This window comes from Paracoccus sp. SJTW-4 (assembly GCF_047716885.1).
Taxonomy (GTDB): domain Bacteria; phylum Pseudomonadota; class Alphaproteobacteria; order Rhodobacterales; family Rhodobacteraceae; genus Paracoccus; species Paracoccus solventivorans.
In genome coordinates, this window is record NZ_CP136681.1 from 2,219,793 (window position 1) to 2,239,953 (window position 20,161).

At 70.5% G+C, this 20,161-nt stretch carries 19 protein-coding genes; 11 read left to right on the plus strand and 8 right to left on the minus strand.

Annotated features, from left to right (window positions below):
• The first annotated feature begins 60 nt into the window (after nucleotides 1-60).
• Both RSP45_RS10845 and RSP45_RS10850 read left to right on the plus strand, forming a co-directional pair.
• Nucleotides 61-774, plus strand: coding sequence for a VIT family protein (locus RSP45_RS10845; RefSeq protein ID WP_415391961.1), 714 nt, complete (start codon nucleotides 61-63; stop codon nucleotides 772-774).
• A 14-nt stretch (nucleotides 775-788) separates the two neighbouring features.
• Nucleotides 789-1,409, plus strand: coding sequence for a peptide-binding protein (locus RSP45_RS10850; RefSeq protein WP_415391962.1), 621 nt, complete (start codon nucleotides 789-791; stop codon nucleotides 1,407-1,409).
• Here the strand turns inward: RSP45_RS10850 and RSP45_RS10855 are convergent.
• Together RSP45_RS10855 and RSP45_RS10860 are read right to left on the minus strand one after the other, a co-directional pair.
• Complete coding sequence (locus tag RSP45_RS10855) at nucleotides 1,399-2,271, minus strand: SDR family oxidoreductase (protein WP_415391963.1); 873 nt, start codon at nucleotides 2,269-2,271, stop codon at nucleotides 1,399-1,401. The genes RSP45_RS10850 and RSP45_RS10855 overlap by 11 nt on opposite strands.
• On the minus strand, nucleotides 2,268-3,257 hold the full coding sequence (locus tag RSP45_RS10860) for an LLM class flavin-dependent oxidoreductase (RefSeq protein ID WP_415391964.1): 990 nt from the start codon (nucleotides 3,255-3,257) through the stop codon (nucleotides 2,268-2,270). Before RSP45_RS10860 ends, RSP45_RS10855 begins: the two co-directional genes overlap by 4 nt.
• 118 nt (nucleotides 3,258-3,375) lie before the next feature.
• On the opposite strand from RSP45_RS10860, the gene RSP45_RS10865 reads away from it, so the two are divergent.
• The 3 genes from RSP45_RS10865 (at nucleotide 3,376) to RSP45_RS10875 (ending at nucleotide 6,750) form a co-directional block, all read left to right on the plus strand.
• Nucleotides 3,376-4,854, plus strand: a complete 1,479-nt coding sequence (locus RSP45_RS10865) for an AMP nucleosidase (RefSeq protein ID WP_415391965.1) — start codon at nucleotides 3,376-3,378, stop codon at nucleotides 4,852-4,854.
• A gap of 197 nt (nucleotides 4,855-5,051) precedes the next feature.
• A complete protein-coding gene (locus tag RSP45_RS10870; protein WP_073064937.1) occupies nucleotides 5,052-5,351 on the plus strand; it encodes an HU family DNA-binding protein in 300 nt (99 codons plus the stop codon).
• 82 nt (nucleotides 5,352-5,433) lie between these two features.
• Complete coding sequence (locus RSP45_RS10875; RefSeq protein WP_415391966.1) at nucleotides 5,434-6,750, plus strand: MFS transporter; 1,317 nt, start codon at nucleotides 5,434-5,436, stop codon at nucleotides 6,748-6,750.
• 115 nt (nucleotides 6,751-6,865) lie between these two features.
• Here RSP45_RS10875 and truB read toward each other — a convergent pair whose 3' ends face one another.
• The 3 genes from truB to rbfA are packed head-to-tail and all read right to left on the minus strand — an operon-like array spanning nucleotide 6,866 to nucleotide 8,932.
• Nucleotides 6,866-7,759 carry a tRNA pseudouridine(55) synthase TruB gene (gene truB / locus RSP45_RS10880; RefSeq protein ID WP_415391967.1) on the minus strand — a complete coding sequence of 298 codons (894 nt, stop codon included), beginning with the start codon at nucleotides 7,757-7,759 and terminating at the stop codon, nucleotides 6,866-6,868.
• Nucleotides 7,759-8,514, minus strand: coding sequence for a phosphodiester glycosidase family protein (locus RSP45_RS10885; protein ID WP_415391968.1), 756 nt, complete (start codon nucleotides 8,512-8,514; stop codon nucleotides 7,759-7,761). The genes truB and RSP45_RS10885 overlap by 1 nt, the downstream gene beginning before the upstream one ends.
• Nucleotides 8,504-8,932, minus strand: coding sequence for a 30S ribosome-binding factor RbfA (gene rbfA, locus RSP45_RS10890; RefSeq protein ID WP_415391969.1), 429 nt, complete (start codon nucleotides 8,930-8,932; stop codon nucleotides 8,504-8,506). Before rbfA ends, RSP45_RS10885 begins: the two co-directional genes overlap by 11 nt.
• Nucleotides 8,933-9,008: 76 nt before the next feature.
• Between rbfA and dapB the strand changes: the two genes are divergently transcribed.
• Both dapB and RSP45_RS10900 read left to right on the plus strand, forming a co-directional pair.
• Nucleotides 9,009-9,815: a 4-hydroxy-tetrahydrodipicolinate reductase gene (dapB, locus tag RSP45_RS10895; protein WP_415394050.1), complete on the plus strand. Its 807-nt coding sequence runs from the start codon at nucleotides 9,009-9,011 to the stop codon at nucleotides 9,813-9,815.
• 307 nt (nucleotides 9,816-10,122) lie between these two features.
• The gene (locus RSP45_RS10900; protein ID WP_415391970.1) at nucleotides 10,123-11,424 is read left to right on the plus strand and encodes a D-amino acid dehydrogenase; all 1,302 of its coding nucleotides are present in this window, start codon (nucleotides 10,123-10,125) and stop codon (nucleotides 11,422-11,424) included.
• Nucleotides 11,425-11,434: 10 nt separating this feature from the next.
• Here RSP45_RS10900 and RSP45_RS10905 read toward each other — a convergent pair whose 3' ends face one another.
• Nucleotides 11,435-11,647 (minus strand): DUF1674 domain-containing protein, encoded by a 213-nt coding sequence (locus RSP45_RS10905; RefSeq protein WP_415391971.1) that lies wholly within the window; start codon nucleotides 11,645-11,647, stop codon nucleotides 11,435-11,437.
• 322 nt (nucleotides 11,648-11,969) lie between these two features.
• Between RSP45_RS10905 and RSP45_RS10910 the strand changes: the two genes are divergently transcribed.
• The 3 genes from RSP45_RS10910 (at nucleotide 11,970) to RSP45_RS10920 (ending at nucleotide 16,453) form a co-directional block, all read left to right on the plus strand.
• Nucleotides 11,970-13,187 carry an RsmB/NOP family class I SAM-dependent RNA methyltransferase gene (locus RSP45_RS10910; RefSeq protein ID WP_415394051.1) on the plus strand — a complete coding sequence of 406 codons (1,218 nt, stop codon included), beginning with the start codon at nucleotides 11,970-11,972 and terminating at the stop codon, nucleotides 13,185-13,187.
• An 89-nt stretch (nucleotides 13,188-13,276) separates the two neighbouring features.
• Nucleotides 13,277-14,278, plus strand: a complete 1,002-nt coding sequence (locus tag RSP45_RS10915) for a TAXI family TRAP transporter solute-binding subunit (protein WP_415391972.1) — start codon at nucleotides 13,277-13,279, stop codon at nucleotides 14,276-14,278.
• 78 nt (nucleotides 14,279-14,356) lie between these two features.
• Entirely contained in the window at nucleotides 14,357-16,453 is a 2,097-nt protein-coding gene (locus RSP45_RS10920) for a TRAP transporter permease (RefSeq protein ID WP_415391973.1), read from the plus strand.
• 72 nt (nucleotides 16,454-16,525) lie between these two features.
• On the opposite strand, the gene RSP45_RS10925 is transcribed toward RSP45_RS10920, so the two are convergent.
• Nucleotides 16,526-17,236: a response regulator transcription factor gene (locus RSP45_RS10925; protein WP_415391974.1), complete on the minus strand. Its 711-nt coding sequence runs from the start codon at nucleotides 17,234-17,236 to the stop codon at nucleotides 16,526-16,528.
• Nucleotides 17,233-19,137, minus strand: a complete 1,905-nt coding sequence (locus RSP45_RS10930; protein WP_415391975.1) for a PAS-domain containing protein — start codon at nucleotides 19,135-19,137, stop codon at nucleotides 17,233-17,235. Before RSP45_RS10930 ends, RSP45_RS10925 begins: the two co-directional genes overlap by 4 nt.
• Nucleotides 19,138-19,581: 444 nt before the next feature.
• Between RSP45_RS10930 and RSP45_RS10935 the strand changes: the two genes are divergently transcribed.
• On the plus strand, nucleotides 19,582-20,019 hold the full coding sequence (locus tag RSP45_RS10935) for a hypothetical protein (RefSeq protein WP_415391976.1): 438 nt from the start codon (nucleotides 19,582-19,584) through the stop codon (nucleotides 20,017-20,019).
• Nucleotides 20,020-20,161 lie beyond the last annotated feature (142 nt).

A 20,161-nucleotide genomic window follows, 5' to 3' on the forward strand; every position in this document is an offset into this window, starting at 1 on the left:
CCCCCCAGGATATTGGGATGATGAAGAAAGAGCCCGGAAAGGCTCGCATCGGTATCTGACATGACCCGCAACACCCACCCCTCCGCCCATCCCGACGATCCGCATTACATCAACCGTTCCAACTGGTTGCGGGCGGCGGTGCTGGGGGCGAACGACGGGATCGTGTCGATGTCGTCGCTGCTGGTGGGGGTGGCGGCGGCGGGGCCGGACCCGCAGGCGGTGGCGCTGGCCGGGGTGGCGGGGCTGACCGCGGGCGCGCTGTCGATGGCGGCGGGGGAATATGTCAGCGTCAGCTCTCAGGCCGATATCGAGGCCGCCGACATCCACCGCGAGCGCCAGGCCCTGCACCACGAGCCCGAGATCGAGCTGGAAGAGCTGGTCCAGATCTATATCGGCCGCGGGCTGGCCCCCGACACCGCGCTGCTGGTCGCCTGCGAGCTGACCGAGCATGATGCGCTGGGCGCGCATCTGCGCGACGAGCTGGGGCTGACCGACGAGCTTTCCGCCAACCCGATGCAGGCGGCGCTGGCCTCGGGCGTGACCTTCACCGTGGCGGGGGGGATCCCGGTGCTGGCTTCGGTGCTGGCGCCGGCGGCGGCGATGGTGCCGGTGGTGCTGGTGGTCACGCTGCTGGCGCTGGCGGCGCTGGGGGTACTGGGCGCGCGCGCCGGGGGGGCGCCGGTGCTGCCCGCTCTCGGACGTGTGTTGGTCTGGGGGGTTTTCGCCATGGCGATCACGGCAGCGATCGGCCATGTCTTCGGGACCGTCATCTGATCCTGGGGGTTCCCATGCGCCTTGTTGCCCTGATCCTGTCGCTGTTCGCCGCGCTGCCCGCCGGCGCCCAGACCATGCTGCCGACGCTGTTCGACGTGACCGGGGTTGCGGCGAACGACCGGCTGAACGTGCGGGCGATGCCGGACGCCTCGTCCTCGATCCTGTCCGAGCTGGCGCCCGATGCGAAGGGGGTCGAGGTGGTCGCGGTCCGGTCGGGCTGGGGGCTGGTCAACACCCATGAACGCTCCGGCTGGGTCAACATGCGCTATCTGAAGGAACGCGCAGAGGTGTGGCGGCCCGGGCAGGTGCCGGCCACGCTGAACTGCCTGGGGACCGAGCCGTTCTGGTCGCTGCGGCAGGTCGGCGGCAATCTGGTCCATGAGACGCCCGAGGCATCGCGCCTGCTGCAGCGGCGCGCGGTGGTGGACAACCCCAGCCAGCACAGCCCGGCGCGCAGCATCGTGGCGGGGGATGAGGGCGGCCGGCTGACGGTGGTTCTGCACCCGGCGCCCTATCCGGCGCAATGCAGCGACGGGATGTCGGACCGGGCCTTTGGCCTGTCGGCCACGCTGCTGTTCGAGGGCGCGGGCCAGGCCTCGCGCATGGAAAACGGCTGCTGCCGGCTTACCCCGTAGCGGCTTCCGCGGCCAGCATCGCCGCCAGTCCGCTGCGATAGTCGGGGTGGATCAGCCGTACGCCCAGTTCCCGCTTGATGCGGTCGTTCGCGACGCGCTTGCTTTCGGCGTAGAAGCTGCGGGCCATCGGCGTCATCTCGGCGGTGGCGAAATCCTCGGGCGGGGGCGGGGGCAGGCCCAGCAGGGTGGCGGCGTGTTCCAGCACCTCCTCGGGCGGGGCGGGGTCATCGTCGCAGACGTTGTAGATGGCGCCGGGCGCGGGACGCGCGATCGAGGCTGCCAGCACCTGCGCGATGTCCTGCACATGGATGCGGGAAAATACCTGCCCCGGCTTGATGATGCGCCGCGCGGTGCCGGCGCGGACCTTGGCAAAGGGGCCGCGGCCGGGGCCGTAGATTCCGGCCAGGCGGAAGATATGCAACGGCAACCCATGCGCGGCGGCCAGCGCCTGCCACGCGGTTTCAGCCGCCACCCGGTCGTGGCCGCGCCTTGTGGCGGGGGTCAGGGGCGAATCCTCGTCCACCCAGCCGCCCTGCCGGTCGCCATAGACGCCGGTGGTGGACAGATACCCCAGCCAGCGCGCCGGGCTGGCCGCGATGGCGGTGCCGAAGTCGCGCAGCGCCGGGCATTCGCCGCCGTCCGGGCCGGCGCTGATCAGGATCGCATCGGCGCGGGCGATCCGTGCCCGCAGCGCGCCCTCATCCCCCGGCCAGCGTAGCGGCTGCGCGCCGGTGGCTTTGATGCGGGCGGGGTCGTCGCGGGTGGTGCCGGTGACAGTCCAGCCCTGCGCGATCAGCAGCGGCGTCAGGTAGCCGGCGGAATAGCCGTGGCCGAGGACGACCAGATGCGGCCCGGCGCTCATGCCCGCGACAGCCCCATCACCTCGGCCCCGATGGCGAAGGACCGCATCCGCGCGTCCGGGTCCCAGATATTGCCGGTCAGGATCAGCTCGTCGGGGCGATAGCGCGCGACCAGCGCATCGAGCTGCGCCTTGACCGTTTCGGGCGCACCCACCGCGCTGATGCTGAGCACCCGGTCCACGCTGGATTGGTATTGCGCCGGCACCACGGCGTCGAGGTCGTCCACCGGCGCCGGCAGCAGCCCCGGGCTGCCGGTCCGCAGCCGGTAGAAGGAAATCTGCGAGCTGGTGCGCAGCTTGCGCGCGGCCCCGTCGGTGTCGGCGGCGATCAGGTTGGCGGCCAGCATGAAGCGGGGCGCATCGCCCCACGGCCCCGGCTGGAAGCGTTCGCGGTACAGCGCCAACGCCTGATCCAGCGCATCGGGCGCGAAATGCGCGGCGAACGCATAGGGCAGCCCCAGCGCCGCGGCGAGGCTGGCGCCGTAAAGCGACGACCCGAGGATCCACACCGGCACATCCGTGCCCTGCCCGGGATGCGCCGCCACCCCCGCGCCGGGGCGCGCAGGCCCCAGATAGGACAGCAGCTCCACCACGTCGTTGGGGAAATCCTCGTTGCGGGACTGGCCGCGGCGCAGCGCGTGCATCACCGCCCCGTCGCCGCCCGGCGCCCGCCCCAGCCCCAGGTCGATGCGCGGGCCGTGGATGGTGGCCAGCGTCCCGAACGCCTCGGCCACCGCCAGCGGCGCGTGGTTCGGCAGCATGATCCCGCCCGCACCGACCCGGATCCTGCGGGTATGGTCGGCGATATGGCCGATCAGCACCGCGGTGGCGGCGCTGGCGATGCCCGGCATGTTGTGGTGTTCGGCCAGCCAGTAGCGGTGATAGCCCCAGCCCTCGGCCGCCTGTGCCAGCCGCACGCTGCTGGCGATGGCGGTGCGCGTGTCCGAGCCCTCGGGCACCGGCGCCAGATCCAGAATCGAGATGTCCATGACTTCCAGATAGTCGCGCGGCGGCGCGCTTGCCAGCGGTTGCTTGCCTCGGCGCGGGGCGCCTGCCACTGTCGCGCCGGAAACAGGAGCCAGAGAGCAGCCCCGGAAGGAGCCCTGCATGGACCAGCCCTCACGTCTCTTGCCGGTCGAGACCCCCGAGCCGGCCGAGCGCGAATATTTCACCGACCCCGCCGCCGCCGTCGCCCGGCTGGAACAGCTTTATACCCGCGCCACCGGCTGGCTGCTGGACCGCTTTCTGGGCACGTTGGACGGCGGTGCGCCGCAGGCGCGGTTCCGCGCCTTTTACCCCGAGCTGCGCCTGACCACCGCCAGCCATTCGCGCGGGGATTCGCGGCTGGCCTTTGGCCATGTGGCGCTGCCGGGCAGCTATGCGGCCTCGATCACCCGGCCAGACCTGTTTCGCGACTATCTGACCCAGCAGATCGGGCTGTTGATCCGCAACCACGGGGTGCCGGTGGCGGTGGGCGACAGCGACACCCCGATTCCGGTGCATTTCGCGGTCTCGACCCGCTCGGACCTGAACGTGCCGCAGGAAGGCGTGCTGCGGTTTTCGCTGCGCGACGTGTTCGACGTGCCGGATCTGGAAACCACCAACGACGACATCGTGAACGGGGTGGCGCAGCCTGCGCATGATGGCACCCAGCCGCTGGCCCCCTTTACCGCCCAGCGGGTGGATTATTCGCTGGCGCGGCTGGCCCATTACACCGCCACCGCGCCCGAGCATTTCCAGAGCTTCGTCCTGTTCACCAACTATCAGTTCTATGTGGACGAGTTCGAAGCCTTCGCCCGGCAGGCGCTGGCCGACCCGGCGTCGGGCTATACCGCCTTTGTCGCACCCGGCGATCAGGTGCTGGAACGCCCCGAGGACGTGATCGCCACCGGCGCGAAATCCCCGCAGATGCCGGCCTATCACCTGAAGCGCGCCGACGGGCAGGGGATCACCCTGGTCAACATCGGGGTGGGGCCGTCGAATGCCAAGACCGCGACCGACCATATCGCGGTGCTGCGCCCGCATGCCTGGCTGATGGTCGGCCACTGCGCCGGGCTGCGCAACAGCCAGCGGCTGGGGGATTACGTGCTGGCCCACGCCTATCTGCGGCTGGACCATGTGCTGGACGACGACCTGCCGGTCTGGGTGCCGCTGCCGACGCTGGCGGAGGTGCAGGTGGCCTTGCAGGATGCGGTCGCCGACGTGACGCAGCTTGAAGGTTTCGAGCTCAAGCGGATCATGCGCACCGGCACGGTGGCCACCATCGACAACCGCAACTGGGAATTGCGCGACACCCCGGTGCACCGGCTCAGCCTCAGCCGCGCCATCGCGCTGGACATGGAAAGCGCCACCATCGCCGCCAACGGTTTCCGCTTCCGCGTCCCCTACGGCACGCTGCTGTGCGTCAGCGACAAGCCCCTGCATGGGGAACTGAAGCTGCCCGGCATGGCCACCGATTTCTATCGCGGCCAGGTTGCCAGCCACCTGCGCATCGGCGTCCGCGCGATGGAGCTTTTGCGCCAGCAGCCGGTCGAGCGGCTGCACTCGCGCAAGCTGCGATCCTTCCACGAAACCGCGTTCCTGTGACGCAGCAGGCCCGCGACCGGCGGAATCAGGCCACACCGCCCGGGAATTTCTTGCGAACTCATGCCGGAAACCGGGCAAATCGCGTCGAAAGGGCTTGAAATGCGGGTTGAAACGGGCTGTAGCAGAAAAATGCCAGGAAGAACTGGCACTGGAAACGCCCGCACCCAACGCGCGCACCAACGAGGAGACAGTTTCCCATGGCGACAGCCCCCGCGAAGCCCATGACCAAGACGCAGCTGGTGGCTGCGATGGCCGAGGAAATGGGCAGCGACAAGAAAACCGCGACCGCTGCGCTGGACGCGATTCAGGCGATCGTCGCCCGGACCGTGGCCGAGGGCGGCGCCCTGACCCTGCCCGGTATCGGCAAGGTCGCCTGCCGCGCCCGCCCCGAGCGTCAGGTCCGCAATCCGCAGACCCAGGAAATGATGACCAAGCCCGCCGACAAGGTGGTCAAGGTCACCATCGCCAAGGCGCTGAAGGACAGCGTGAACGCCTGACCCTTTGTCCCGGCAGGGCAGGATCATCGGGGTCGCGCCGGGGCGCGGCCCCTTTTCGTTTTCTTTCAGGGATGAGCCCAGCATGAACATCACCGTCGACGACGCTCTGTCCGAGGCCGGGGCCGGCCGTTTCCAGCGCCGGCTGATGGCGATCTTCGGACTGGTCTGGGCGGCCGATGCGATGCAGGTGGTGGCGGTGGGGTTCGCCGCGCCCTCGATCGCGGCGAGCTTCGGGCTCGACATGCGCACGGCGCTGCAAAGCGGGACGCTGTTCTTCCTGGGCATGTTCCTGGGCGCGGCGCTGTTCGGGCGGCTGGCCGACCGGGTGGGGCGGCGCAACGTGCTGATCGTGACGGTGGCCTGCGACGCGGTGTTCGGGCTGGCCTCGGCGTTCTCGCCCGATTTCCAGTGGCTGCTGGCGCTGCGCTTCCTGACCGGGGCGGCGGTGGGCGGCACGCTGCCGGTCGATTACGCGATGATGGCCGAGTTCCTGCCGCCGAAGAACCGCGGCCGCTGGCTGGTCTGGCTGGAGGGGTTCTGGGCGCTGGGCACGCTGATCGTGGCGCTGACCGCATGGGCGGCGGCGACCTGGGCGCTGGGGGCGCCGTGGAAGCTGATCTATATCGTCGCGGCGCTGCCGGCCTGTATCGGGATCTTCCTGCGGCTGTGGGTGCCGGAATCGCCCATGTATCTGCTGCGCCGTGACCGTGAGCCGCAGGCCCGCGCCATCATCAACCGGGTGCGGGTGGCCAACGGCGCCCCCGCCCTGCCCGAGGGCGCGCGGCTGATCCTGCCGCCCACCGCGCCCGCGCCGGCGGGGGGCATCCTCGCCCCCGGCCTTGCCCGCACCACGCTGGCGGTGCTGTCGGTGTGGTTCCTGGTGTCGCTCAGCTATTACGGCGTCTTTGTCTGGCTGCCCGGCAAGCTGGCGACCGAGGGCTTCGGCTTTGTCCGCGGCTATGGTTTTCTGGTGGTGCTGGCGCTGGCGCAGCTGCCCGGCTATGCGCTGGCGGCCTGGGGGGTGGACAATTGGGGCCGGCAGCGGACGCTGCGCATCTTCCTGATGCTGTCGGCGCTGGGCTGTCTTGCCTTCGTCACCGCCGGCTCGGCGCTGCTGGTCGCCGGGGCGCTGATGCTGATGAGCTTTGCGCTGCTGGGCACCTGGGGCGCGCTTTACGCGCTGACCCCCGAGGTCTATCCGACCACGCTGCGCGCCACCGGCATGGGCATGGCCGGGGCGATCGCGCGGCTGGGCGGGTTGGCCGCGCCCTCGGTGCTGGCGGTGCTGGCGACCAGCGACTTCAACGCGATGATCGGGCTGTTCGCGGCGCTGTTGGTGCTGGCGGCGGTGCTGTCATTCGCCATCGGGCGCGAAACCCGCGGCGTCTCGATCGCCTGATCCGCCCGGCGTCGCCGCCGTATGGGTATTTGGACCAGAAAGAAGTCACCAAGGCGGGCTTCTTTCTGGCCCAAATACCCATTGCAACGGTAACGAGGGACGCAGGCCCGCCGGCTCAGGGCCGCACGAACACGCGCGAGGGGTGGACCTCGCCGCCCATGTAGCGGCCGATGGCGATGGCCCGGCCCTGGTGGCTGACCCAGACCTCGGCCCCGTAGTCGGCATGGTCCAGCACCTGCCCGGGGTTGCCGTTGGCGATGCGGGCGGCGCCCTGGTCGGTGGCGCGCATCTGCGGCAGGTCGAGCGCCGCCTGGATCGGCAGCAGCGCCGCTTCCAGCTCTGCCTGCGCGGCACGGTCGATCCGCTCGAACGGGATCGCCTCGGCCACGTTGAACGGCCCCGACCAGACCCGGCGCAGGCTATGGACATGGCCGAGGCACCCCAGCGCCCGGCCCAGATCGCGGGCGATGGCGCGGACATAGCCGCCCTTGCCGCAGACCAGCCGCAGATCGGCCTGATCGTCGCGGGCCTCGGTCAGCACCAGCTCCTCGACCCACAGCGGGCGGGCGGCGAGGGTGAAATCCTCGCCCTCGCGAGCGAGGTCATAGGCGCGCGCCCCGTCCACCTTGACGGCGGACACCGCGGGCGGCACCTGCATGATCTGGCCGCGGAAGGCGGGCAGCGCGGCTTCGATCGCCTGCGCCGAGGGGCGGGCGTCCGAGCGGCGCAGCACCTCGCCCGCGGCGTCGTCGGTGGCCGTTTCCGCCCCCCAGTTCACCGTGAAATCGTAAGTCTTCAGCGCCTCGGTCAGGTAGGGCACGGTCTTGGTCGCCTCGCCCAGCGCCACCGCCAGCAGACCGGTCGCATCGGGGTCCAGCGTGCCGGCGTGGCCGGCCTTTTTCGCGTCCAGCGCCCAGCGCACCCGCCCGACCACATCGGTCGAACCCACGCCCGCGGGCTTGTCCACCAGCAGCCAGCCGGAAATCTCGCGGCCCTTCTTTCGTGCCATTAGGGGGTGCTCACATAGCCGATGATCGGGCCCATCCGCCGGCCCCAGTCGGCCCGGCCCAGCGCGGGCGCGTAAAGCCGGCTGATCGAGCCGTCGAAATACAGCGCATTGCGCGCGCCCAGCCCGTCTCGGAAGAACCGCGCGAATTGGTGAAAGGTGACCGCCCGATCCGAGATCGCGAACCACGCCGTTGCCATGTCGCGCGACACGCCGACGCCGTTGCGGATGTAACGGCTGTCGCTGTCGGGCAGGAAGCGCGGGTGCAGCTCGCCGTCGATCAGCAGCAGCGGGCCGGACTGGGTGGCCAGCCGGCACTGCGGCTGCGCCTTGGCAAAGCGGCGGCTTTCGATCACCTGGAACGGGGCTTTCGCGCCCACGCAGAACACCCCGTTCGGCAGCAGCCCGAAATTGCCGCCGCCGCCGGCGGTCACGACCTGGCCCCGCTCCGCCTCGTCCGAGCGGAACAGGCCGACCGGGGACAGGTCCGCATGATACATCCCCGCGTTCATGGCGAAATCCAGCACCTCGCCGGGGGCAAGACGCTGGCGGACGGCGCGGAACTCGCCCAGCGGGTGGCCGTCGGCGTCGTCCAGCCACAGCCGCAGCCGGTCCTGCCGGTCGCCGGTGACGGTGCAGACGGCGTAGCGCACGCCCTCGAACTCATGCGTCTCGCAGATGTCGGCCAGCGCGGGCAGGGTCATCGCCACCAGCGCGCCCATCGCAAGCCCCAGCTGGCGCCTGAGATCAGCGATCATCGTCCTGGTCGTCCCCGTCCTCCGCACGCTCGACATCGCGGCGCACGCGCTCGTCTGACAGGATGCGGCGGGTGTCGTCCATGCGGTCGAAGGTCTCGTCCAGCACGAAGCGCAGGCTGGGCGCGTATTTCAGCGTCAGGCCGCGAGCGACCAGGTGGCGCAGCTCGCGCGCATTGCGGCGCAGCGCCTCGAGCGCCTCGTCCGCGCCATGTCCGCCCAGCGGCAGCACATAGGCGGTCGCCACCTTGAGGTCGGGCGAGGTCCGCACCTCGCCCACGGTGATCGAGTGGCGGTTCAGATCCGGGTCGTGCACGTCGCCGCGCGCCAGCACGTCGGACAGGGTGCGCCGGATCAGCTCGCCCACACGCAGCTGGCGCTGCGAGGGGCCGTGACCGGACTGGAAGCGATTGTTTGCCATGAGCCCCCATCTAGGGGGTCGCAGGGTCCGCCGCAACGGGCTAGAGCTTTGCCAAAAGGGGGACGCGATGGATCAGATGCACAAGCCCGGGATCGTGGTGGCGGGCGTGTCGGGCCGCATGGGACGGATGCTGGCGCAGGCGGTGCTGGAATCGGACGCATGCCGGCTGGCGGGTGCGCTGGAACGCGCGGGGCATCCTTGGGTCGGGCAGGACCTGGGCACCGCCATGGGCGGCGCGGCGCTGGGGATCGCGGTCAGCGACGACGCGGTGGCGACCATCGCGCAGGCGCAGGCGCTGATCGACTTCACCTCTCCGGCCGCGACGGTGGCCTTTGCCGAGCTGACGGCGCAGGCGCGGGCGGTGCATGTGATCGGCACCACCGGGCTGGACGCGGACGACCTGCGCCGCATCGCCGCCGCCGCCCGCCATGCGCCGATCATCCGCGCCGGGAACATGAGCCTGGGGGTGAACCTGCTGGTCGGGCTGACCCGGCGGGTGGCCGCGGCGCTGGGCGAGGACTGGGACATCGAGATCGTCGAGGCGCACCACCGCCACAAGGTCGACGCGCCCTCGGGTACCGCGCTGATGCTGGGTGAGGCCGCCGCCGAAGGCCGCCGCGCCGCGTTCGAGACGCTGCGGGTGCCGGCGCGCGAGGGGATCACCGGCGCGCGGGTGCCGGGCTCGATCGGGTTCTCGGCGATCCGCGGCGGCGATATCGTGGGCGAGCACGACGTGATCTTCGCCGCCGACGGCGAGCGTGTGGTGCTGCGCCACCTGGCCACCGACCGCGCCATCTTTGCCCGCGGCGCCCTGCGCGCGGCGCTGTGGGGGCAGGACAAGGGGCCGGGGGAATACGACATGGCGGACGTGCTGGGGCTGTAACCGGCAAGGCTGCGCTTGTCCGCGCCCTCGCAGGGTATTTGGACCAGAAAGAAGCCCTGCCGCGGTCTTGCGGGCGCGAGTGACTTCTTTCTGGTCCAAATACCCATGCGGCGGCGACGCGGGCGGTACCGCGCCCGCGGGGGACGATTCGCGGTCCTGCTGCAATGCAGCGCAAGAGCGTTGCGTGATTTTAAGAATATATCGAAGGAACTTGCGCATATCGCGCCAGCTCCGGGCAATTCAGGCAGCACATTCCGCGTCTGTGGGACGATCTTCGGTGCAATATCCCGTGGGGAGGATTGCTGCCATGAAGATCATCATCCTGGGCGCCGGCGTGATCGGCGTCACCAGCGCCTGGTATCTCGCTCGTGCCGGGCACGAGGTGACGGTGGTGGACCGTCAGCCCGCCGCGGCGCTGGAGACCTCGTTCGCCAATGCCGGCGAGATCTCGCCCGGCTACTCGACCCCTTGGGCGGCGCCGGGGATTCCGCAAAAGGCGCTGAAATGGCTGTTCCAGCGCCATGCGCCGCTGGTGCTGCACGCCTCAGCCGATCCCGCGCGGGCGCGCTGGATGCTGCAGATGCTGGGGAACTGCACCTCGGACGCCTATGCCACCAACAAGTCGCGGATGATGCGGCTGGCGATGTATTCGCGTGAGTGCCTGGGCGCGCTGCGGGCGGAAACCGGGATCAGCTATGACGAGCGCACCCAGGGCACGCTGCAGGTGTTCCGCGAGGACAAGCAGCTGCGCGCGGTGGCCAAGGACATCGAGGTGCTGCGCAGCGACGGCGTGGCGCACGAGGTTCTGGACGCCGCCGGCTGCGTCGCGGTCGAGCCGGGGCTGGCCCATGCCCGCCACCTGCTGAAGGGCGGGCTGCGCCTGCCGGGGGACGAGACCGGCGACTGCCTGATCTTTACCCAGTCGCTGGCGGCGATGGCCGCGGCCGAGGGGGTGCGGTTCCTTTATGACACCAGCATCCACGCGCTCGAGGGCACCGCGTCGCGGATCGAGGCGGTGCAGACCTCGGCCGGGCGGCTGGTGGCGGACGGGTTCGTGGTGGCGCTGGGCAGCTATTCGCCGGCGCTGGTCGCGCCCTTGGGGCTGCGGCTGCCGGTGCATCCGGTCAAGGGCTATTCGCTGACCATCCCCATCGTCGACGAAAGCCGCGCCCCGGTCAGCACCGTGATGGATGAAACCTACAAGGTGGCGATCACCCGGCTGGGCGACCGCATCCGCGTGGGCGGGCTGGCGGAACTGGCCGGGTTCGACCTGTCGCTATCGCCGCGGCGGCGGGCGACGCTGGCGAAATCGGTGGGCGAGCTGTTCGGCGGCGCCGGCGATCTGGACAAGGCCACGTTCTGGACCGGGCTGCGGCCGATGACGCCCGACGGCACCCCGATCGTGGGGGCGACCCCGGTCGGGAATCTGTGGCTGAACACCGGGCACGGCACGCTGGGCTGGACGATGGCGGCGGGCTCGGGGCGGCTGATCGCCGACCTGATCAGCGGCCGGCAGCCCGAGATCCGCGCCGACGACCTGGGGTATGCGCGCTATCTGCGCGGCGGTGCCGGGCGTGCCCGGCCGCTGTCGCAGACGGCGCCGGCCTGAGGCCCCGCGCCTAGAAGTCGACGGCGATGCCCTTGCGTTCGTAGTCGCCGTAGCGCACCGGCTCGGGGCCGTCGCGGCCGCCGAGTTCGGGGGCAAGCGCCAGCGGCGGCGTGGTGCGGCGGCGTTCCTCGGCCTCGGCCAGGGCGCGGCGGGCGGCGGGGGGAAGATGCGCCCATTCGGGGCGATCTTCCGGGGTCAGGGCGGCTTCGGTCTGCGTGGTCATGGAAAACCCTGCGCTGATTGCGTATCGGTTCAGGGTCTAGCTAGGGACCGCGGGGGCAATGGGCAAGCGAAACGACGATGATCGCCCGGAAACGGCCGGTGGCGAGGCGCGGCCAAAGCGGCGCGCGGCGGTCGATCCGGCACCGCAGCCGGGGGCGCTGCCCCCGCCGCCTGCGGCGGCCCCCCCGGGATATTTGGATAATGGAGAAGCTGCCAAGCGTGTCGCTGCGGCGAAAAAGCCTGTGCGCAAGCCGCCGGGCGGCCGCAAGGACCGGGGCGAGGGCAGGGCGCAGCCCGCGCCCCATGCCGCGCGGCGCGGGGCGCTGCGGCTGTTGGCGGCGGTGCGCGAGGGCGCGACCCTGGCCGAGGGCGAGGAGGCGCTGGCCGAGCTGAGCCCGGCCGAGCGCGCCCGCGCCCGCCGGCTTGCCGCCATGACCTTGCGCCACCGCAGCCGATCCGAGGCGGTGCTGGCCGGGCTGATCGACCGCCGCCCGCGGCCCGAGGTGATGGACCTGCTGCAGCTGGCGGTGACCGAGATGCTGGCCGGGGCCGAGGCGCCGCATGGCGCGGTCAATGCCGCGGTGGCGCTGGCGCGATCCGGCGGCGCCAAGGCCAAGGCCGCGGCGGGGATGGTGAACGCGGTGCTGCGCCGTGCCGCCGAGGGGCAGGCGGCGTGGGAAGAAGCCGCGCCCCCGCGCCTGCCCGACTGGCTGCGCCGCCCGGTGGTGGCGGAATTGGGCGAGGAGATCGCCGCCGCCATCGAGGCCGCGCATGAGCGTGGCGCGGCGCTGGACCTGACCCCGCGCGCACCCGGCGCGCCGGTGCCGGGCGAGGCGCTGCCGACCGGCAGCCACCGCCTGCCCGCCGGCACGCAGGTGACGGCGCTGCCCGGTTACGCCGAGGGGGACTGGTGGGTGCAGGACGCCGCCGCGGCGCTGCCGGTGCGGCTGCTGGCGCCGCGTCCGGGCGAGGTCGTCGCCGATCTGTGTGCCGCGCCGGGCGGCAAGACCATGCAGCTGGCCGCTGCCGGGGCGCTTGTGACTGCCATCGACCTGTCGCCGCAGCGGCTGGCGCGGCTGGCCGAGAACCTGTCCCGCGTCGGGCTGGAGGCCGAGACGGTGGCTGCCGATGCGCTGGACTGGGCCCCGCCCGCGGCGCTGGATGCGGTGTTGCTGGATGCGCCCTGTTCGGCCACCGGCACCATTCGCCGCCACCCCGAGCTGCCGCTGATCCGCGACGGCGCGATGATCCCCGAGCTTGTCCGCCTGCAGGCGCAGCTGATCGACCACGCCGCCGGCTTGCTGAAACCGGGCGGGCGGCTGGTCTATGCGGTCTGCTCGCTGCACCCGGCCGAGGGCGAGCGTCAGCTGGAGGCCGCGCTGGCGCGCCATCCCGGGCTGGCGGTCGAGCCCCCGGACCCCGGTGACTGGCCGGCCGAATGGATCACCCCGCAGGGTGCGATCCGCACCCGGCCCGACCACTGGCCCGGGCTGGGCGGGCTGGACGGGTTCTTCATCGCCCGGCTGCGGACGCGCGGTTAAATCTGCGCTGCTGCCCGCGGATGCTTGCCATCCAGGGGCCAGTTGGGTGAAGCTGCCCGTCACGGAAAACCAGAACGGGGAGAAGATTGATGTTCGGCAAAACCATCCTGGGCGCGGCGGCGGTCGCGGTCATGGCGCTGGCCGGGACGGCCTCGGCGCAAGAGATGTCGTTCTTCCGCATCGGCACCGGCGGCACCGCGGGCACCTATTATCCGATCGGCGGGCTCTTGGCGAACGTGATCTCGGCGCCTCCGGGGTCGCGGGCCTGCGAGGATGGCGGTTCGTGCGGCGTGCCGGGGCTGGTTGCTTCGGCGCTGGCGGCCAATGGCTCGGTCGCGAACGTCAACGCCATCCAGGGCGGCACGCTGGAATCGGGCTTCGTGCAGGGCGACGTGGCGGCCTGGGCCTATACCGGCACCGGCATCTGGGAAGGCCAGCCCCCCGCGGACAAGCTGCGCGCCATCGCCAACCTCTACCCGGAATCGATCCACCTGGTCGCCTCGGTCAAGTCGGGCATAACCTCGGTCGCGGACCTGGCCGGCAAGCGGGTGTCGCTGGACGAGCCGGGATCCGGTACGCTGGTCGATGCCAAGCTGATCCTGGCCGCCGCCGGCCTGTCCGAAGGCGACATCAAGCCCGAATACCTCAAGCCCGACCAGGCTGCCGACCGCATGAAGGACGGCCAGATGGACGCGTTCTTCTTTGTCGGCGGCTATCCGGCGGGCGCCATCGCGGAACTGGCCAGCCAGCAGGACGTGGTGATCGTCCCGATCGAGGGCGAGGTCGCCGACAAGGTGCGCGAAAGCGAGTTCTTTGCCGCCGACACCATCCCCGCCGGCACCTATGACGGGCAGGAGGCCGACGTGAACACCATCGCGGTGGGGGCGCAGTGGATCACCTCGGCCGATCAGCCGGAAGAGCTGATCTACGGCATCACCAAGGCGCTGTGGAACGATGCCAGCCGCGCGCAGCTGGATGCGGGCCACGCCAAGGGCAAGATGATCGTCATGGATAACGCGCTGGCCGGGCTGGGCCTGCCGCTGCACCCGGGCGCCGAGCGGTTCTATCGCGAAGCCGGGCTGTTGAAGTGACCTGACCCGACGGTTTCCCGTTGGCCGCAGGCGGCGTGACCCGCCTGCGGCCGTCCCCGAGCCATGCAGGATCCCCCCATGACCGACCCGCGCCCCGCCCATGACGACGCGCCCGCCGAGGAACCCGTCGCGCTGACCGCCGACGAGCTGCAGGCGCTGGAGGAGAAATACGACCCCGAGATGCGGTTCCGCGACATGCTGCCGCCGGTCGCGATCCTGTCCGGGGTGATCCTGTTCCTGCTGAGCTGCTATCACTATTACACCGCCGGTTTCGGCATCCCGCAGGCGACCGTCCACCGCGGCCTGCACATGGGCGTCACGGTGTTCGTGGTGTTCCTGGCGTTTTCCGCCTTCAGCAACCGCGCGCCGGTGCGGGGGCCGCTGGCGTTCCTGGGCGTGCCGCTGGTCGATTGGGCCTTTGCCATCGCCGGGGCCGTGGCCTCGTTCTATGTGCCGTGGATCTATGCGGAACTGGCGATGCGGGTGGGCAACCCGAACACCACCGACGTGGTGATGGGCACCATCCTGATCGTCACCCTGCTGGAATCGGTGCGCCGCTCGATGGGCTGGCCGCTGCCGGTCATCGCCATCCTGTTCATGGCCTATGCCTATTTCGGCCGCTACATGCCCGGGGTGCTGGTCCACCCGGGGGCAAGCTGGTCGAACATCGTCAACCACCTCTACCTGACCTCGCAGGGGATCTACGGCACCGCGCTGGGGGTGCTGGCGACCTATGTGTTCCACTTTGTCCTGTTCGGGGTGATGGCGACGCGGATCGGGCTGGGGCAGCTGTTCATCGACGTGGCCTCGGCCGCGGCGGGACGCTATGCGGGCGGGCCGGCCAAGGTCTCGGTGCTGTCCTCGGCTCTGCTGGGCTCGATCTCGGGATCGTCCATCGCCAACACGGTCACCACCGGCTCGCTGACCATCCCGGCTATGATCCGCGTCGGCTATCCCCGCCACTTCGCCGCGGCGGTCGAGGCCGCGGCCTCGACCGGCGGGCAGATCACGCCCCCGGTGATGGGGGCGGTGGCGTTCCTGATGATCGAATACCTGGGCCTGCCGCTGACCACGATCCTGACCGCGGCGCTGGTCCCGGCCTTCATGCATTTCTTTGGCGTGCTGGTGCAGGTTCACCTGGAGGCCAAGCGCCTGGGGATGCGCGGCCTGCACGCCAGCGAGCTGCCCAACGTGTGGAAGGTGCTGCGCGCGGGCTGGCTGACGGTGGTGCCGCTGATCGTGCTGATCGGGATCCTGCTGTCGGGCCGCACCCCCTTTGCCGCCGCCTTCTGGTCGATCACCGCCTGTATCGGGGTGATGATCTGGCAGGAGCTTTCGACCAAGGGCCTGCTGGACGGCATCAAGGGCATCGCCCACGGCATCTACGAGGGCTTCGTGCTGGGCGCGCGGCAGTCGCTGGCGGTGACCGCCGCCGCGGCGCTGGTCGGCGTGGTGATCGGGGTGGTGACGCTGACCGGGGTCGGCTTCAAGATCGCCTTCATGGTCACCTCGATCGCGGCGGGCTGGGCGCAGGACGTGTCCGTCTGGCTGGCGGTGCTGCCGTTCGAGATCATGGGCGTGCAGACCCTGACGCTGCTGTTCACGCTGATCCTGACCGCGGTGGTCTGCGTGCTGATGGGCTGTGGCATCCCCACGACCGCGAACTACATCATCATGATCGCGGTGGCGGCGCCGGTGCTGGGGCTGCTGCAGGTCGAGCCGATCGTCGCGCATTTCTTCGTCTTCTACTACGGGGTGCTGGCGGATGTGACGCCGCCGGTGGCGATGGCGGCCTATGCCGGCGCCGGGATCGCGGGGGCCAACGCCTTCAAGGCCGGCAACACCGCGTTCCGGCTGTCGATGGGCAAGGCGCTGGTGCCGTTTGTCTTCGTGTTCCAGCCGGCGCTGCTGCTGGTGACGCAGGACTTTACCTGGACCAATTTCGGCTTGGCCTTCGGCGGCGCGGTGCTGGGGATCATCGCACTGTCCTCGGCGATCACCGGCTGGATGTTCGCCTCGCTTTCACTGGTCGAGCGGCTGCTGCTGACCTTTGCCTCGGTGCTGCTGGTGGCGCCGGACTGGACCGCCACCGGGATCGGGCTGGTGTTCTTCGTTCCGATCGTCCTGCGGCAATGGGCCGTGCGCGACCGCGGCGAACCCGCCGCCGCGGCCTGACCCGCGGCGCCCCCGGCAAGGGCTTTCATCTTGCCCCAAATATCGCGGGGTCTGGGGCAGAGCCCCGGCCCCTCAGCTCCAGCCGACCTCGGACAGGAAGATATAGCCCGCGCCGTAGATGGTCTTGATCAGCCGCGGGTTCCTGGGATCCTCGCCCAGCTTGGTGCGCAGCCGTGAAATCCGCACGTCCATCGCCCGGTCGAAGCTGTCGCCCGCGGTGCCGCCCAGCGATTCCAGCATCTGGGTGCGGCTGATCAGCCGGCGCGGGCTGTCCAGGAACATGCGCAGCATTTCCGCCTCGGCATGGCTCAGCGGCGTTTCCGTGCCATCGGGGGCGGTCAGCACATAGCGGTCGAAATCGGCGCTCCACCCGGCAAAGCTGGCGGTCTGGCCGTTGCGCGAGGTCTCGCGCGCGGGCTTGCGCAGCCGGGCGCGGATGCGGGCCACCACCTCGGCCGGGTCGAAGGGCTTGATGACGTAATCGTCGGCGCCCAGTTCCAGCCCCGTCACCCGGTCCTGCACCTGCGCGCGCCCCGAGATGATGATGATCGCGGCGCCCGATTGCGTGGCCAGCCGGTGGACCAGCGCCAGCCCGTCGCGGTCGGGCAGCCCGAGGTCGATCAGACAGGCGTCGGGGGCCATGCGGCGCAGCGCGGCCTCGAACTCGGTCGCGCGGCCGAAGCTGGCGGTGCGGAAGCCCGCATCTTCGAGCGTGTCGGCCAGCAGGCGGCGGATGTCGGGCTCGTCGTCGAGGATGGCGATCAGCGGCGGGTCCTGGGTCATCTTCCGTCGGCCTCGGGCAGGGTGGCGAACAGCGCCGACAGCGCGGCGGCGTCGAAGGGCTTGGTCAGCACCGGCCGGGTCAGCCCCGCGCGGGCGGGGTCGTCGGGCGGGCGGGCGGTCATCAGCAGCAGCGGCGGGCCGATCCCGTCCAGATCGGCACCCGAGCCGTCGCCCAGCTGCAGGTCCGACAGCACCACCGACAGCCCCGGCAGGTCGCAGAGCGAGCGCGCCTCGGCCAGCGAGCCGGCCTCGATCACCTGATGGCCCATGCCGGTCAGCATCTCGCGCAGGGTTTCGCGGATCACGTCGTCGTCGTCAACCAGCAGCACCAGCCTGGGCGCGACGCGCTGATAGGGCAAGCGCAGCCGCACCCGGCCGCCGCCGCCGGGCGCGTTGTCCAGCCGCAGCGTGCCCCCGGCCAGCTTGGTCTGGTCATAGACCATCGACAGCCCCAGCCCCGACCCCTGCCCGGGCTTGGTGGTGAAGAAAGGCTCGGTCGCGCGCTTCAGCGCCTCGGGGGAAAACCCCGGGCCGCTGTCGGTGACGGTCAGTTCCAGCCAGCGCCCACGCACCCGGGCGGTCAGGCGGATCGTGGCCTCGGGGGCGTCCACCCCCGAGCCGGAGCCAGCGGCGGCGGTGGCGTGGCGGGCGTTCAGGATCAGGTTCAGGATCGAATCCTGCAGCGATCCGGGGTCCAGCAGCAGCGCCCCGTCGGGCAGGTCGATGTCCAGCACCAGCCGCTGCCCCCGCCCCAGCGAGGGCCGCGCCATCGTCGCGATCTGGTCCAGCAGCGCCGGCAGGTTCACCGGCTGCGGCGACAGCCGCCGCGGCCCGGTGATGGTGGCGATGCGGTCCAGCAGCACCGCGCCGCGCCGCGCCGCCGCCAGCGTGCCCTGCACCGCCTCGGCGGCCTCGGGCGGCAGCGTCAGCCGCGCCAGCCTTCCCTGCAATCCCAGGATGATGGTCAGCAGGTTCCCGAAATCATGCGCCAGCCCCGAGGTCATCTGCGCTGCCAGTTCGCGGCGCGCGGCATGGGTCAGCGCCTCGCGGGTGTTCACCTCGGCGGTGACGTCGGTGGACAGCACATAGACGCCCTGCCCCTTGCGGTCGGGGCTCAGCGCCACGCGGATGCGGCGGCCCGATTCGGTGTGGGTGATCTCGACGACCTGCGGCTCTCCGGCCAGGGCGCGCTCGACCGCGGGGGAAAGCCGCCGCCCGGTATCGCCCAGCACTTCGGGCGAGGTCCTGCCCAGGATGTCGCTGGGCGCGCCGGGAAACACCTGCCCCAGCTGGTTGTTGGAAAACACATAGCGCCCGCTGCTGTCGAGCTGGGCGATATGGGCGGGGACCATGGCAGTGACCTGGCGGGTGCGGGCCTCGGCCTCGGTCAGAACGCGCTTGGCTTCCTCAAGCGCGGCGTTGGTGGCGGCCAGCGCGCGGTTGGCGGCCGACAGCCGCTCGGCATGGCGCAGCAGCTGGTCGGAGAGCTCTTCGGAACGGCTGCGCAGCAGCGCCTCGGTGCGCTTGATCTCGGTGATGTCGGTATAGACGGCGACCCAGCCGCCCTGCGCGAGCGGCGCCCCCTCGACCGAGATGGTGCGGCCGTCGGGGCGCAGCCGTTCCATGTAATGCGGCTGGAAGGTGCGCGCCTGCTCGACGCGGATGCGGATCGCCTCGGCCGGGTCGTCGGGCTGGCCGTATTCGCCGCGCGCGACCAGATAGGCGATGGTGTCCTCGAACCGCGCGCCGGGGCGGGTCAGGTGGTCGGGCAGGTCGAACATCTGCTGATACGGGCGATTGCACAGCGCCAGGCGCAGCTCGGCGTCGAAGATGGAAATCGCCTGCTGGATCAGGTTCAGGCCCGATCGCATCAGCTCGTCATGGCTGTCGGTGCGTCTCATTGCCCGTGGGTATCATCTGTCGGACCCGGGAGAAACCGACCATTCGCCGCCAGTCCGGGCCGCGCCCCGACCGCCAGACCGATGCAAAATGTCGCGGGGCCGCAGGATCGGGCCTTTGCCCGGCGGGACCACGCGCTGCTGCGCCACGGTCGCGATACAGCGAACAGCCTGCAAGGGATTGATCTTCAAGGCTGGGGCGGGACGCGGGATGGCGAATATTCCGGCGGCGCGGCCGGGGTGCATCCCATGCCGGCACCTGTGAACAGCGCAAATACATCGCGGAAATACCGCCTGTGAAGGTGCATTATTTCATATATCCGAAAACAGGAATGTAAGTTCCGGCATCTCTGATTTATCAAGTCCGTGGGGGACGCGGGGACGGTGAGGCGCTCCGTGTCGCTGTCGTGCCCCATCGTTCCAGTGACCGGAAAAAAGGAGATTCCGATGAAACCGATCCGCCTTGCTGCCCCGCTGCTGGCCCTGACCATCGCCGGCGCTGCCGCAGCCGAGACGCCGAACCGGCTGGTCACCATCCTGACAGCACCCGAGCCGCAGACCCAGCTGATGACCATGGTTCTGACCATGAACGCCATCGCCGCCGGTGCCGAGGCCGAGATGCTGCTGTGCGGCCCGGCCGGCGACATCGCGTTGAAAGAGGCGCCCGCGACGGCCACCGCCGGGCAGCCGCCGCAAGGCGCCAGCCCGCAAGGGCTGATGAAAAAGATGATGGAGGAATCCGGCCTGAAGGTTCAGGTCTGCGCCATCTATCTGCCGGGCAAGGGCGCCGATGCCTCGATCCTGATGGACGGCGTTACGGCCGCCGCCCCGGATGCGATGGGTGCAACCATCGTCGCGCCCGGCACCACGGTTCTCAGTTTCTGAGCCGGCCACGGTATTGCCCCGCCCCGTCCCTTTCGGGGCGGGGTATCTTTTCGGATCCGGTACCGCCCACGCCCGGTGGATAGCCGGTAACAATTCGTAAGATTCCCGAAAAACTCGGGCAAGAATCCTTCGCCAGACATGC

What these genes read in the sequence shown, in the direction of transcription:
- RSP45_RS10845 (WP_415391961.1), top strand. Translation starts at nt 61, where the DNA reads ATGACCCGCAACACCCACCCCTCCGCCCATCCCGACGATCCGCATTAC.
- RSP45_RS10850 (WP_415391962.1), top strand. Translation starts at nt 789, where the DNA reads ATGCGCCTTGTTGCCCTGATCCTGTCGCTGTTCGCCGCGCTGCCCGCC.
- RSP45_RS10855 (WP_415391963.1), bottom strand. Translation starts at nt 2,271, where the DNA reads ATGAGCGCCGGGCCGCATCTGGTCGTCCTCGGCCACGGCTATTCCGCC.
- RSP45_RS10860 (WP_415391964.1), bottom strand. Translation starts at nt 3,257, where the DNA reads ATGGACATCTCGATTCTGGATCTGGCGCCGGTGCCCGAGGGCTCGGAC.
- RSP45_RS10865 (WP_415391965.1), top strand. Translation starts at nt 3,376, where the DNA reads ATGGACCAGCCCTCACGTCTCTTGCCGGTCGAGACCCCCGAGCCGGCC.
- RSP45_RS10870 (WP_073064937.1), top strand. Translation starts at nt 5,052, where the DNA reads ATGGCGACAGCCCCCGCGAAGCCCATGACCAAGACGCAGCTGGTGGCT.
- RSP45_RS10875 (WP_415391966.1), top strand. Translation starts at nt 5,434, where the DNA reads ATGAACATCACCGTCGACGACGCTCTGTCCGAGGCCGGGGCCGGCCGT.
- truB (WP_415391967.1), bottom strand. Translation starts at nt 7,759, where the DNA reads ATGGCACGAAAGAAGGGCCGCGAGATTTCCGGCTGGCTGCTGGTGGAC.
- RSP45_RS10885 (WP_415391968.1), bottom strand. Translation starts at nt 8,514, where the DNA reads ATGATCGCTGATCTCAGGCGCCAGCTGGGGCTTGCGATGGGCGCGCTG.
- rbfA (WP_415391969.1), bottom strand. Translation starts at nt 8,932, where the DNA reads ATGGCAAACAATCGCTTCCAGTCCGGTCACGGCCCCTCGCAGCGCCAG.
- dapB (WP_415394050.1), top strand. Translation starts at nt 9,009, where the DNA reads ATGCACAAGCCCGGGATCGTGGTGGCGGGCGTGTCGGGCCGCATGGGA.
- RSP45_RS10900 (WP_415391970.1), top strand. Translation starts at nt 10,123, where the DNA reads ATGAAGATCATCATCCTGGGCGCCGGCGTGATCGGCGTCACCAGCGCC.
- RSP45_RS10905 (WP_415391971.1), bottom strand. Translation starts at nt 11,647, where the DNA reads ATGACCACGCAGACCGAAGCCGCCCTGACCCCGGAAGATCGCCCCGAA.
- RSP45_RS10915 (WP_415391972.1), top strand. Translation starts at nt 13,277, where the DNA reads ATGTTCGGCAAAACCATCCTGGGCGCGGCGGCGGTCGCGGTCATGGCG.
- RSP45_RS10920 (WP_415391973.1), top strand. Translation starts at nt 14,357, where the DNA reads ATGACCGACCCGCGCCCCGCCCATGACGACGCGCCCGCCGAGGAACCC.
- RSP45_RS10925 (WP_415391974.1), bottom strand. Translation starts at nt 17,236, where the DNA reads ATGACCCAGGACCCGCCGCTGATCGCCATCCTCGACGACGAGCCCGAC.
- RSP45_RS10930 (WP_415391975.1), bottom strand. Translation starts at nt 19,137, where the DNA reads ATGAGACGCACCGACAGCCATGACGAGCTGATGCGATCGGGCCTGAAC.
- RSP45_RS10935 (WP_415391976.1), top strand. Translation starts at nt 19,582, where the DNA reads ATGAAACCGATCCGCCTTGCTGCCCCGCTGCTGGCCCTGACCATCGCC.